Here is a 12,042-nt window from a genome sequence, read left to right on the forward strand (position 1 = left end):
CGCGGCCGGTGCGAACGGACGCTCGGCCATCGCGCGAGCCGCCTCCCACACACCGACGTCGTCACCGGTGCCGTCCGGCCCGCCGAGTTCGGCGTCGACCAGCGCGCTCCACAGCGGCGCGGTCGGCCAGAACCGCTCCTCGGCGAGCAGCGCCCGCCAGCGTTCCTCCAGTTGCCCGAGCTGATCGTCGTCGACGCCGGCAAAGGGGCCGGACGCCACGTCGAGCGTGCCGGTGGCCAGCGCGACACGGACCCGAGCCAGGACGCGGGCCGCGTCCGCCAGCGCCGGCAGGTCGTACGCCGGCATCGGGCGGTGGTCCGTTGCATCGAACACGCCGACCCCCGCCGGCGACCAGGCCCCGGCGAGGTCGCCGGCCGCCAAACCGACCTGCATCACAACACGGGCGACGCCGAACCTCGTCTGCACCTCCAGGCCGGACAGGGAGAGCATTCCCTTCCGCCACCGGCGGTACATGGTCGCCGCGCTCTCGGTGTCGCCTCGCCAGAGGGTGAGCAGGATCAGCGACTGGCGGAGGTACACCGAGAACGCGAGCGGCGGCTGCAGCGCCAGGGCCCGATGCACACGCTCCTCCGCTTCGTCCCAGCGTCCGAGCGCCACCAGCGGGTCGACCGCGTTCGACGACAGGATGAGGCCCGAGCTGCGCTCGACACCCAGCTCCTTCGCCCGTGCGACGCCTTCCAATGCCGACGCGAGCGCCTCCTCGTACGAGCCGAGCAGGTTCGCCATGTCGGACGCGTTCACCCGGTACCGGAGCAGGGCGCTGCCGTCGCCGTCCGCCAGCGTCTCAGCGGTCGCGAGCATCCTGCTGCCGCTCTCCAGGTCACCGTGGTGGATGCGCGCGATCCCACCGATGTTCGCGGCGACCGAGGCGTTCCGCGCGGAACCGGTGCGGACGGCCTCCCGAGCGGCCTCGTCGGCGTACTCGATCGCCCGCTCCAGCCGCCCGATGATCATGTGCCGCGCGCCGAGACTCGTCAGCAGCACACCACGCAGATCGCCGGGGGTGCCCGGCGGGACCCGGTCGAGCGCTTGTTCGAGGAGGTCCACCGAGCCTGGTCGCCCGAGGTTGGCGAGGTAGAAGGCCTTGTCGCGGAGGAGCTTGGCCTGGTCGAGGTCGTCGCGGTCCTCGGGCGTCGCGAGCACCTCGTCGACCATGGCGATCGCCCGGTCCGTCCAGCCGGCGTTCCGCAAGGCGCTCGCCGTCCGTCGCATGAGTTCCGAACGCGAGCGGCCGACGAGTGCCGCGGCATCGGGGACCTGGTCCCAGATCTCCAGGAGACGCTCGCCGAGCTGCGACTCCGTGCTGTACGCGTATGCAGCGTGAGCCTGCTCCATGGCGCGCACGGTCGCGGGGAAGGCCCGTCCGAAGTCGCGGGCGAGCATCCAGTGGTGCGACACCGCCGCAGCGACCGGCTCACCACCGACGCCTGCCTCCAGCGCCTCGGCGAACCCCGCGTGGAACCGGCTCCGTTCGCCGGGCAGCAGATCGTCGTGGATCGCCTCCCGGACCAGTGCGTGTCGGAACTCGTACGTGGTCGCGTCCGCGACGAGGACGTTCGATCCGATCGCCTCCCGCACGCCGATGTCGAGAGCGTCGGGGCCGCCCGTGAACACCCGCTCCAGGAGGGCGTGCTCGACGCAGACGCCACCGGCCGAGATCACGCGCAGCAGCTGTTGGGTCGCGGGCGCGAGGCGCTCGTAGCGCGCGAGCAGCAGTTCGCGGAGCGTGTCCGGGAGCTCGTCGCCCTCGCCGTCGCGGTCCTGGTCGAGACCGAGCAACTCCTCGACGAAGAACGGGACGCCCTCGCTCCGCGCGTACACGCTGTCGATCGAGACCGTGTCGAGCGACGTGCCACGGATGGCGATCGCCTGGCGGAGCACGTCGCTGCGGCTCAACCGTTCGAGACTGTGCCGCTCGACGCGCCTCGTGCGGTCGAGCTCGGCGAGGAACCCGCGCAACGGGTGTCCGCGGGAGACGTCCTCGCTCCGGAACGTGAGCAAGATCATCACGCGATCGCAGGTGAGGGCACGGACGAGGAACGCGAGCAGGCTGAGCGTCGCGCCGTCGGCCCAGTGGACGTCCTCGACGACGACCACGACCGGCCGGTCGCGGGAGAGCGCCTCGAACAGCACGGCGACGGTCTCGTGGAGCCGCCCGACGCCGCCCTCCCGCTGATCCTCCGCGTCGGGACCGAGTGTCGGCAGCAGCGTCGCGAGGGAGGCCTTGCCCGGGCCCGCAGCCTCCAGCACCGCGTCGCGCCCGCGCTGCGCGACGAGGTCCTTCATGAGGCCGAGGACCGGTGCGTAGGGTGCAGCGACGTCACCGAGGTCCACGCACTGGCCCGTGATGACGAGCGCCGACGACCGGACCGACCGCGTGAACTCGGTGAGCAGGCGCGTCTTGCCGATACCGGCCTCGCCGCTCAGGACCACACTGCGTGACTCGCCGGCGGCGACGGCGTCGAACACGGCCTGCAGCGCGCTGAGGTCGGAGGCGCGCCCGATCATCGTCGGGCTGGTGGTAGGCAGGCTCACCACTCCATGGTCCCACCCTCGTCACCATCGGCCGCGGCCCCCGTGAGTCGCCCCTGCTCCTCGAGTCGTCGTTCCCTGCGGCGACGCTCCCGCTCGAGATCCCGCTGGAGTTCCTGCTCGATGAAGCGTCTCGTCTCGACGGACGCGAACGGGCTGTAGCTCGCACTCGTGATCAACATGGTTCCTCCGCTGCGCACGGGGCTCGTGTCCGTGCTCGACCACTCACGTTCCTCGCTGAGGCCCGATGCCTACCTCGGGCATCTGCCCTAGTTCCGCGATGGAAGCTGGTGAGGTCCCGGCCATCGCTGCGATGGGGAGCGCTCCCCATCGCTCTCCTGGTGCGGGCGCTCATAGGGTCGGTGTCGGCCCGGAGCGGGCCAGGACCGGAAGGCCGCAGTGAGCACGACCATGATCGACCGCACCTACCTCAACCGCGCGGTGCGAGGGCGCACCGCCCTGGTGATCATCCTCGTCTTCCTCACGGCCGTCGCAGGGTTCATCGGGTTCGGGAACGTCAAAGACCTCGCCGCCGACCTCACTGCGAGCTACACGACGACCACCGGGCAGGTGGTCGACGAGGGGACGGAGCGGGTGCTCGAAGGGTCCCGCCGCAGCAAGCACTGGGAGGAGTACCGCACCGTCACGGTGACGTACGACGTCCCGGGTACGGTCGGGTCCGACGAGATCCGCAGCGACACGATCCAGGTCGGCGACACGCTCGACGTGTGGGTGCGCGACCAGACCGGTGAGGTGGCGCTGGAGGCGCCGGCCGGACCCGACTTCTGGCAGTGGTTCTGGGCGGTCACGATGTCGCTCCTCGCCCTGCTGCTCGCCTGGTGGCTGTTCGTCGCCGTGCGCAACAGCGTGCGTCTGCTCGCATTCCGTCCCGACACCCGGCGGCCCGACTTCGTGTTCGCGCTCAGTGGCGTCTCGGCGAGTGCCTCCGGCCGGAACGGCAAGCGGCAGCTCCTGGAACTGTCCGGCCTGATCGAGTCCAGCGCTGACGGCGAACGGGTCGGCCAGCGCGCCCAGCTCATGGCACCGGAGCAGCACACCCCGGCGGTGCCCGGCTTCCCGCCGCGGATCCTCGGCTACCGCGTGAGCCAGGGGGCGGTCGACGGGATCGTCGTCCTGCACCTGCCCGACGCCGACGCATGGTGGGTGGCGACGCTGACCTTCCCCGCGAACTCCACCGCGGCGGTGACCGCCTCGGTCGCGAGGCCCGGCCCGCGAGCGGATGGTCCTCGGTAGGAGGAGTCCTCAGCCCGCGTTCGCCCGCAGGTAGGTCTCGAGGTCCATCGGTGGGACACCGGTGACGTCCTCGATCGACGGGCTCACCTCGGCCATCACACCACTGCCGATGGCCATATAGGTGCTCACCCAGGCGTCGACCTCCCAGTCGGGTGCGCCGTAGGAGGCGCGCGACGCGTAGGCCTCCTCGATGGTCTCGTCGTGGAAGGTGACCTCGCGATGGCGGACGCGACCGATCGTGGCGGCGACCTCCGCCATCGAGAGCGCCGCCGGGCCGGTGAGGTCGTAGGTGCGACCGGCGTGGGGCGCTGGGTCGACGAGGATCGCCGCGGCGGTCCGTGCGATGTCGGCGCGGGCGACGAAGGAGGCGCGACCGTCTCCGGCCGGCCCGCGGATGACGCCGTCCTCACCCACGAGGGCCTCCATGAAGTCGAGGTAGAAGCCGTCGCGCAGGAACGTCCACCGCATGCCGGACGCTCGGATGTGCTCTTCGGTCGCATGGTGGTCGCGCGCCAGGGTGAACACGGCATCCGGTGCCGCCGCAGCGAACGAGGTGTACACCAGGTGCTGCACGCCGGCGGCGGCGGCCGCATCGATGAACGACCGGTGCTGGTCGACCCGGTCGGCGCTCTCGGCCCCCGACACCATGAACAGGGTGTCGACGCCCTCGAGTGCCGCGCGGGCCGCCGCCTGGTCGGTGTAGCTGAACCGGTGCACGGTGCTGAGTGGGTGCTGCGGTGCGTGCGCGGGCGTGCGCACGAGCAGGCGTTGTGGGATCCCGCGGGCGGCGAGGTCGTGCGCCACCAGGCCGCCGAGGACGCCGGTCGATCCGGTGACGGCGATGGGTCGGGGTGTGCTCGGGCTCACAAGGTTCCTCTCACAGGGCTAGGGGCGGACGCGGACGCTGCGCCCCTCGAGGGAGACGACGTCGTCGAGCTGCAACTGCCGGCCGCGTCGGCGATCGATCTCGCCGTTGACCCGCACCGCGCCGTCGGCGATCGCCGCTTTCACGTCTCCGCCGGAGTCGAGTAGACCGGCGAACTTCAGGAACTGCCCGAGTCGGATGCCCTCGCCACCGATCGGGACGTCGGTGATCTGTGTCGGGTTCGTCATCCCCGAATGCTAACAAGGATGCGGCGGCTGGACCGGGGGACAGGATGTGGCTGTACCCTCAGCGGTACCGGGTCACCGTGACTCGCAAAGGAGCACCATCATGGGCGAGAAGTCCGCACGGAAAGAAGGCGGCAAGACCGCACCGGCGAAGACGCTGAAGGAGAAGCGCACCGCCAAGGCCGACAAGAAGGCCGGCAATGCGCGTTCGGAGAACACCGACGCAGTCACGCGGGTCAAGAACCGCTAGTCCTGATCAGCGGCCCGTCGCGGCCGGTGATGCGCTCAGGCGTCTGTCCCCTCACGGAGACGGGCGCCTGTTCTGGTGTTCGGACGGCGACGCGTTCAGCCCGGCGTCGACCTCCACAGGCCTGGGTGAAGAGCAGTCCCCATTGAGGCGTCGTCGCGGGACACGCCAGGCTGGACCCTACGAGCATCAGTCATCGACATCAGGGGGAGCATCACCATGGGGCACACACACCGGCAGCGCATCATCCGCACCTCGGCAGCGGTCTTGGCCGTTCCTGCACTGCTGCTCCTGAGTGCGTGCGGGAGTTCCGGCGGCGAGATCGGCGACGAGGTCAGGATCTCGGAAGGCATGATGACGGTCACGTCGATCGAGCAGCGGACCGCTGAGGACGTCGCCGATCTCAAGCTCGACGAACTCGCCGGCCAGACGCCCTACTTCGTGACGTACGAGGTGGCCTTCAACGACGGCTCGGACGGCGACCTCAACGAGAACTTCTGGAAGGCCAAGGCGTCGGACGGTGAGGCATCGCCCATCAACGTCCTCAACTTCGGTGGGGATTTCGACTGCACCGGTCTCGGCGAGGTGTCCGACGGCAAGGCGGAAGGGTGCCAGCTCATCATGGTGCCGGAGGGTGCGACGCTCGAGTCGGTCTCCTTCGGTGGAGCGGGCACGTGGCGCGCGCCGAAGGCGGAGTGATGCCGAGGCGCTGACCACTCACGCGCGGGCAGGGCATCCCGCTATCGTCGTGAGATGTCCGACCTCAGCCCTGGCGACGACGCGCTCGAGCTCGCCCGCCTGCTCATCTCGATCGACTCCGTCAGTCCGAGCCTCGTCCCAGGGGCTCCCGGTGAAGGACGGATCGCGGCGGTGATCGCGCAGCGACTCGAGGGCGCCGGGTTCTTAGTCGACCTCATTCCCGCGCAGGAGGACCCGCAGCGCGTCAGCGTCGTGGCCGTGCACGAGGGATCGCGGCCGGGTCCGACGGTCGTGTTCAACGGCCATCTCGACACCGTCGGGGTCGAGGGCATGGCCGACCCCTTCAACGCGCGGATCGCGGACGGCAAGCTCTTCGGACGCGGCGCCAGCGACATGAAGTCCGGCCTGGCGGGGTTGATCGTCGCCGCGGAGCGACTCGCCGCGGCCGACCACCCCGGCACCGTCGTCTTCACGGGCGTCGCGGACGAAGAGGACGCGAGCGTGGGCGCCGCAGCCGTCCTCCGACACCTCGCCGATCGTGGTGTGACGGCGGACGTGTGCCTCATCGCCGAGCCCACCTGGTTGGACCGGGTGTCGGCGCACCGGGGGTACGCGGTCGTCGAGGTCACGCTGCAGGGGACGGCCGCGCACTCGTCCCAGCCCGGTCTGGCCGTCGATGCGATCCGCGCCCTCGGTGCCCTGCTGCACGAGGTGGCGCGGGCCGACGACGAGCTCCGCAGACGACCCGCGCACCCGCTGCTCGAGTACGGCTCGTTCACCGCGACCGTGGTCCGGGCGGGGAGCGCCCCGTTCACGATCGCCGCCGACGCGACCCTCGTCATCGAGCGACGCACGCTGCCGGGTGAACGCGCTGAGGACGCCCTGGTCGAGGTCCAGGCGATGCTCGACGCGGTCGTCGCGAGGATGCCTGGTCTCCGCACGAGCGCTCGGCTGACCCATCAGCGTGAGGCCTGGGAGGCGGACGAGCAGGGGGCGGCTGCGCGGTTCGCCGACGCCCTGGCTGCCGAGTTCTCCCGGGACGCCGAGGCCCTACCGGCGGCGGTCGGAGCGCCGTACTGGATGGAGTCGGCGCTCTGGCAGGCGGCAGGGATCCCGACCGTCGTGTGCGGCCCTGCCGGCGGCGGACTGCACGCGGCGGAGGAATGGGTCGACCTCGACCAGCTCCGACGGTTCCCGGAAGCGGTCGTCGCCGCGACCCGCGACGCCCTGTCCGGATCGAGCGAGGCGTGACGCCCGGGGGCCCCGACCGCGTCGCGGTGATCGGGCCGGGCGCGATCGGCACCGTGGTCGCGGCAGCGCTCCACGAACAGGGACGGACCCCGTTCATCGCGGGACGGTCGGAACGGTCCGAACTCCAGCTCCAGGTCGGCGATGAGACGGTGACGGTCCCCGGGCCGGTCCACACCGATCCGGGCGAGGCCCAGGGGCCGGTGGACCTCGTCTTCCTGGCGGTCAAGGCGACCCAGACGGCTGCCGCTGCCGACTGGCTCGCCGCGTTGTGCGGCCCGGACACGGTCGTGTGCGTCCTGCAGAACGGCGTCGAGCAGCGCGAGATGGTGGAGCCACTCGTCCGAGCGGGAACGGTCGTCCCCGCGGTCGTGTGGTTCCCGGCCACCCGCGAGCCCGGCGGCCCGGTCACCCTGCTGAGCCCGCCGCGCCTGTCCCTGCCGGAGGCACCCGGCGCAATCGTCGTCGAGGACGCGCTGCGCGGCTCCCGCTGCACCGTCGAGGTCTCGACCGATTTCACGACCCTCGCCTGGCGCAAGCTCCTGCAGAACGCCGCCGCCGGACTCATGGCGTTGACCGGACGCCGATCCGGCATGTACCGCCGCGACGACATCGGCCGCTTGATGCTCGGCTACCTCGAGGAATGCGCGGCCGTCGCACGCGCGGAGGGTGCGCGGTTGACCGACGACGAACCTCGGCGGCTCCTCGACCAGTTCCGAGCAGCTCCGCTCGACCGTGGGACGTCGATCCTGGCCGACCGCGAACAGGGGCGACCGCTCGAATGGGACGTCCGCAACGCGGTGATCCAGCGGCGGGGGAGCGTGCACGGCATCCCCACGCCGATCAGCGACGTTATCGTGCCGTTGCTCGCCGCGGCGAGCGATGGACCCGGCTGAACCGCCAGCGGTGGTGGGATCGAGCGCTTCGATAAGGTCGAAAGCATGCTTCGTCTGATCACCTTCGCGGCTCTCGGTGCTCTGCTCGGCGGCGTCATCGTGATCACCGTCGGTCCGCCCGACGTCGGGTACACAGTCGCCGGTGTCGCACTCCCCGTCTGCATCTTCGCGACCGTGCTCTCGCTCGTCGGCCGCTCGATGGGCAGTGCGATCGGTGCCTCGCCCGAGGCCGTGCAGCAGGCCAAGGACGCTCGTCGGCTCGGGGTCGCCCGCGTCGATGCGCTCCGTCAGACCGGCACCCAGATCAACGACCAGCCGCTGTGCGAACTCGACCTGACCGTCCAGCCGCTTCACGGAGCGGCGTTCGCGAGCACGATGCGCACCGTCGTCCCGCTGACCGCCATCCCGATGTTCCAGCCGGCCACCGAGCGCGATGTCGCGATCCTGCTCGACGGCGGCCCCGAGGTCGCCTTCATCGACGCCGGCGAGCTCGCTCCGGCGGAGCGTTCACGGTTGCGCGTGCCGGCTCGCGCGTCCGTCCCGTTCCTCCCCGTCGAGCCGCACCGGCGCATCGTCGACGGACGGCGACGCGGACCGTTGCTCGGCGTCGGCCGGGCCGGTCGTCCCGGCCGCTTCGCCCTGTTCGCGATCGTCGCCATCGCGGCAGCGGCCATCGTGGTCGTGCCGTACCACCAGTCCGTCGCGCAGGCGATCGCTGCCCTCGAGGACGGACGCCTCCGACCCGACCTCCGTCGCCCGGGGGCGCTCGCGGAGGCGCAGCGCGCGCTCCAGGAAGCGATCGGTCATGACCGTGTGGTGTCGATCACGGTCGCCGCCGATTTCGTCATCGTCCAGGCGCCGCTCACCGTGGGGGACACGAAGACCGACCGGTGGGAGTACCGGTATGGCCAGGTCACCAACGACGGCGCGGCGAGCATCCAACCCGAATCGGCGGCCGAGCAGTTCTCCTGGTCGGACGTCGCGCTCGACCGCGTCTGGGCGTTGATGCAGGACGGCGCAGAGCAGGTCGGCCTGCCCGTGGGTGACGCGCTCGCATACGTCGTCCGGTCGACCGACACCGACGTCGACAGCCCCACGTTCGCCCGTTCGGCCGGACCGCCGCAGATCACCTTCAGTGTCGGGGACGACTACGGTTCCACCTCGTTCGTCGCCGATGCGGACGGCTCGGGCCTCACTGCGCGGTGAGCGGCATACTGTCCTCATGAACGGTGCACCGCAGTCCTTCCCGCCACTCGTCGTCGGCTCCGACCCGGTGCGTACGGAGCGGGTGACCCGCCCGGCGTTCGTCTTCACCCTGATCGGAGCGGCACTGATCCCGGTGCTCGGGATGCTCCTCGCCGTGCTGACCACGACGTCCGGCGGATTCGCCCTCGGCATGCTGTCCGGACTGTCCTTCAGCGTCATCTCCTGGCTCATGCTGTTCGCGGTGGTGCAGTTCGCGACGGTCCGTGGAGCGCAGTCAGTGGCTCGCACGGTACTGACGCTCGACGCCGACGGCCTTCGTGGGAGCATCCCGCAAGGAGAGGTCTTCCTCCCGTGGGGAGCGATCGAGCGCATCTCGGTACGCTCACGCGGCAAGTGGCGGATCCTGACCTTCCACCTCGTCCCCGGTCTGACCGCGCAGTCTCCGGGCGTCTCGACGACCCTCCCGCCGAGGTCCTTCGCCGCGCTCGGCAAGCTCGGTTTCCAGGTCGGCGAAGTGGCGATCGACACACCCGTCGACACCGTCCTCGCCGCGACGAACGCGTTCACTGGAGGCCGTCTGCGCTGAGCCATGGTCGACGGGTCTGTCGGATGGTCTGGCACGATCGGATGTATGGACTCCGCACACGCCGCCAGCCCGGTCGCCGCCCCCGACGTCGATGCCGCGAGGACGATGTGGCAGGCGTATGCCGAGCATCGCGGCGGCGCGGGACTGGACGACGCCGACTACACGGTCGAGCACTTCGGCGACACGGCCGGGCTGGCCGACGAACTGCTCGACATCGTCCTGACCGGGCGGAAGCGGGCCACCGCCGAACTCGTCTCGGAGTTCGCGCACCGCGGGGACCCGCTCCCGCGGATCGGGTCGCACTGGATCGCGTGCGACAGTACCGGGGCCCCGCGGATCATCATCCGCAGCACCGCGCTGCGCATCGGACCGTTCGCGAGTGCAGACGCCGCGTTCGCGTTCGCCGAAGGTGAGGACGACCGCACGCTCGAGAGCTGGCAGCGCGAACACCGACGCTACTGGGAGCGGACCAGCGCGGCCCGGGGTGCGGCGTGGTCGGAGTCCGAGGACATCGTCTTCGAGTACTTCGCCGTGGTGTGGCCGCCGGAGCACGCCGACTGACACGTTCCGGTCAGACCGGTTCCGTAGACTCCCCGCATGCCGATGTCCGACTACGTCGCCTCGATCCGCGCCCACATCGGGACCGGGTTCCTCATGCTCCCCGGGGTCACCGCGGTGATCAGGGACGGGGACCGGTTCCTCCTCGGTCGCCATCACCACTCCGGCTTGTGGAGCCTCATCGGCGGCGGCGTCGAGCCGGGCGAGGAGCCCGCCGACGCCCTGCTCCGCGAGGTCCTCGAGGAGACCGGCGCCCGGGTCCGCATCCGCGGCATCGTCGGGGTGTACGGCGGTGAACCGATGATGGTGCGCTACCCGAACGGCGACCACGTCGGGTACGTCACCACCGCCTACGACTGCGAGCTCCTCAGTGAGGCGACCGCAGATCCCGAGGAACTTCTCGAACTCGGTTGGTTCGCTCGGGACGAGATCCCGACCCTGCCGCGACGCGATTGGATCGATCGCGTCATCGGCGACGCCCCTGGACATGAGTCGGCGGGTAGCGAGGAACGGGTCGGGTCGTGATCAGCGTCGTCCTGTTCGACCTCGACGGCGTGATCCGACACTTCGATCCGGCACCGGTTTCCGACATCGAGGTCAGGTACGGGCTGCAGCCCGGTGCGCTCGCCGGGATCGCCTTCGCGGCGCCGCTCATCGACGAGGTCACCACCGGCCGGATCACGAGAGTCGAATGGGTCAGCCGGATCGGACACCTCGTCGGTGACCAGGCGGCAGCTGAGGAATGGGGTGCTCAGACGTGGTCGGTCGACGACGCGCTCCTGGACCTGTCCGATGAGATCCGCGCCGCCGGGCTGAGGACGGCGGTGCTCACGAACGGCACGGACACCATCGCTGCGGAGCTGGCGACGTCCGGCATCGCCGACCACTTCGACGCGATCTTCAACTCGGCGGACATCGGCTTCGCGAAACCCGACGTCCGAGCGTTCCAGCACGTGCTCGATGCGCTGCAGGTGCGGGGCGAGGACGTGTTCTTCACCGATGACTCGGCAGCGAAGCTCGCCGGAGCAGCACGCCTGTCGATGTCCACGCACCGGTTCACGACGGTCGACGACCTTCGGGGTCGCCTGCACGCCGCGGGAGTACCGGTTCGCGGTGCGCAGGCGCCCGAGCGCTCAGGCCGAGGCGAGCTCTCGGGCGGTGAGGACGCCGGTCTCGAGCGCTGAGAGCGCCACGACCTTGTAGCCCTCGGCGTCGAAGAAGATGGTGACGCGGTCGGGCTCGACGCCCATCACGGTGCCTGGACCGAACTCCTCGTGGTGCACCGCCTGGTCGACGTGCAACGGCGAGGCGTCGCTGGCGCTGTCCGTCCCGGCGTGCTGCTGTGCCCGCTCCTGCTCCTGATGCGCTTCGTGCCGTTCGCAGCCGTCGCAGTTCCCGCACCACTCCGGGGCCTCGACACCGAAGTACTCCAGCAGGACCCGCCGGCGGCAGTGCGACGTCTCGGCGTAGGCGCGCATCATGGCCAGCCGCGACTCCGCGATCCGCTCGCGTGATTCGAGCGTCTCCCGAACGGCGCCGATCGCGCGCTTCGGACCGACCTCGTCGATGGCGCGGACGCCGTCGGCGGTGTCGACGAGCCCGGCGTCCGCGAGGTCGTTGACCAGGCGGGCGACCGTGCGCCGCGGCCGATCGAGCTGCTCGGCCAGATCGCCGACGGTCGCGCC

Annotated in this window: 15 protein-coding genes; 10 read left to right on the top strand and 5 right to left on the bottom strand. The window is 70.7% G+C overall.

Going from position 1 to position 12,042, the window contains the following annotated elements:
* Both IFT89_RS17915 and IFT89_RS17920 read right to left on the bottom strand, forming a co-directional pair.
* Positions 1-2,556, bottom strand: a 2,556-nt coding sequence (locus tag IFT89_RS17915; RefSeq protein ID WP_202939629.1) for an ATP-binding protein, incomplete at its 3' end; no start/stop codon positions are given.
* Positions 2,553-2,735: a hypothetical protein gene (locus IFT89_RS17920; RefSeq protein WP_202939630.1), complete on the bottom strand. Its 183-nt coding sequence runs from the start codon at positions 2,733-2,735 to the stop codon at positions 2,553-2,555. The genes IFT89_RS17915 and IFT89_RS17920, both read right to left, overlap by 4 nt.
* A 217-nt stretch (positions 2,736-2,952) precedes the next feature.
* Between IFT89_RS17920 and IFT89_RS17925 the strand changes: the two genes are divergently transcribed.
* Positions 2,953-3,807, top strand: a complete 855-nt coding sequence (locus IFT89_RS17925) for a hypothetical protein (RefSeq protein ID WP_202939631.1) — start codon at positions 2,953-2,955, stop codon at positions 3,805-3,807.
* 9 nt (positions 3,808-3,816) lie between these two features.
* On the opposite strand, the gene IFT89_RS17930 is transcribed toward IFT89_RS17925, so the two are convergent.
* Positions 3,817-4,674 (bottom strand): SDR family oxidoreductase, encoded by an 858-nt coding sequence (locus IFT89_RS17930; RefSeq protein WP_202939632.1) that lies wholly within the window; start codon positions 4,672-4,674, stop codon positions 3,817-3,819.
* Positions 4,675-4,692: 18 nt separating this feature from the next.
* A complete protein-coding gene (locus tag IFT89_RS17935) occupies positions 4,693-4,920 on the bottom strand; it encodes an RNA-binding S4 domain-containing protein (RefSeq protein ID WP_064295072.1) in 228 nt (75 codons plus the stop codon).
* Positions 4,921-5,020: 100 nt separating this feature from the next.
* Here IFT89_RS17935 and IFT89_RS17940 point away from each other — a divergent pair, with 100 nt between their 5' ends.
* The 9 genes from IFT89_RS17940 (at position 5,021) to IFT89_RS17980 (ending at position 11,541) form a co-directional block, all read left to right on the top strand.
* Positions 5,021-5,167 (top strand): hypothetical protein, encoded by a 147-nt coding sequence (locus tag IFT89_RS17940; RefSeq protein ID WP_157579891.1) that lies wholly within the window; start codon positions 5,021-5,023, stop codon positions 5,165-5,167.
* 216 nt (positions 5,168-5,383) lie between these two features.
* Complete coding sequence (locus IFT89_RS17945; protein WP_202939633.1) at positions 5,384-5,863, top strand: hypothetical protein; 480 nt, start codon at positions 5,384-5,386, stop codon at positions 5,861-5,863.
* A gap of 54 nt (positions 5,864-5,917) precedes the next feature.
* A complete protein-coding gene (locus IFT89_RS17950; RefSeq protein WP_202939634.1) occupies positions 5,918-7,114 on the top strand; it encodes a M20/M25/M40 family metallo-hydrolase in 1,197 nt (398 codons plus the stop codon).
* Complete coding sequence (locus IFT89_RS17955; RefSeq protein WP_307783545.1) at positions 7,111-8,007, top strand: oxidoreductase; 897 nt, start codon at positions 7,111-7,113, stop codon at positions 8,005-8,007. Before IFT89_RS17950 ends, IFT89_RS17955 begins: the two co-directional genes overlap by 4 nt.
* A 45-nt stretch (positions 8,008-8,052) precedes the next feature.
* Positions 8,053-9,213 carry a hypothetical protein gene (locus IFT89_RS17960; protein WP_202939636.1) on the top strand — a complete coding sequence of 387 codons (1,161 nt, stop codon included), beginning with the start codon at positions 8,053-8,055 and terminating at the stop codon, positions 9,211-9,213.
* Positions 9,214-9,229: 16 nt separating this feature from the next.
* Complete coding sequence (locus tag IFT89_RS17965) at positions 9,230-9,799, top strand: hypothetical protein (protein ID WP_137242572.1); 570 nt, start codon at positions 9,230-9,232, stop codon at positions 9,797-9,799.
* A gap of 45 nt (positions 9,800-9,844) precedes the next feature.
* Positions 9,845-10,360 carry an ASCH domain-containing protein gene (locus IFT89_RS17970; RefSeq protein WP_191940243.1) on the top strand — a complete coding sequence of 172 codons (516 nt, stop codon included), beginning with the start codon at positions 9,845-9,847 and terminating at the stop codon, positions 10,358-10,360.
* 36 nt (positions 10,361-10,396) lie between these two features.
* A complete protein-coding gene (locus IFT89_RS17975; protein ID WP_229939788.1) occupies positions 10,397-10,882 on the top strand; it encodes an NUDIX domain-containing protein in 486 nt (161 codons plus the stop codon).
* A complete protein-coding gene (locus IFT89_RS17980) occupies positions 10,879-11,541 on the top strand; it encodes an HAD-IA family hydrolase (protein WP_192019409.1) in 663 nt (220 codons plus the stop codon). The genes IFT89_RS17975 and IFT89_RS17980 overlap by 4 nt, the downstream gene beginning before the upstream one ends.
* On the opposite strand, the gene IFT89_RS17985 is transcribed toward IFT89_RS17980, so the two are convergent.
* Positions 11,491-12,042, bottom strand: a 552-nt coding sequence (locus tag IFT89_RS17985) for a RecQ family zinc-binding domain-containing protein (protein ID WP_202939637.1), incomplete at its 5' end; no start/stop codon positions are given. The two genes, IFT89_RS17980 and IFT89_RS17985, sit on opposite strands and share 51 nt — an antisense overlap.

Origin of the sequence: Plantibacter sp. CFBP 13570 (assembly GCF_014841395.1) — a bacterium.
In the GTDB taxonomy this organism is placed as follows: Bacteria; Actinomycetota; Actinomycetes; order Actinomycetales; family Microbacteriaceae; genus Plantibacter; species Plantibacter auratus.

Coding starts and splice junctions, on each gene's coding strand:
- IFT89_RS17940 (WP_157579891.1), top strand. CDS start 5,021: ATGGGCGAGAAGTCCGCACGGAAAGAAGGCGGCAAGACCGCACCGGCG.
- IFT89_RS17935 (WP_064295072.1), bottom strand. CDS start 4,920: ATGACGAACCCGACACAGATCACCGACGTCCCGATCGGTGGCGAGGGC.
- IFT89_RS17970 (WP_191940243.1), top strand. CDS start 9,845: ATGGACTCCGCACACGCCGCCAGCCCGGTCGCCGCCCCCGACGTCGAT.
- IFT89_RS17945 (WP_202939633.1), top strand. CDS start 5,384: ATGGGGCACACACACCGGCAGCGCATCATCCGCACCTCGGCAGCGGTC.
- IFT89_RS17950 (WP_202939634.1), top strand. CDS start 5,918: ATGTCCGACCTCAGCCCTGGCGACGACGCGCTCGAGCTCGCCCGCCTG.
- IFT89_RS17960 (WP_202939636.1), top strand. CDS start 8,053: ATGCTTCGTCTGATCACCTTCGCGGCTCTCGGTGCTCTGCTCGGCGGC.
- IFT89_RS17965 (WP_137242572.1), top strand. CDS start 9,230: ATGAACGGTGCACCGCAGTCCTTCCCGCCACTCGTCGTCGGCTCCGAC.
- IFT89_RS17920 (WP_202939630.1), bottom strand. CDS start 2,735: ATGTTGATCACGAGTGCGAGCTACAGCCCGTTCGCGTCCGTCGAGACG.
- IFT89_RS17975 (WP_229939788.1), top strand. CDS start 10,397: ATGCCGATGTCCGACTACGTCGCCTCGATCCGCGCCCACATCGGGACC.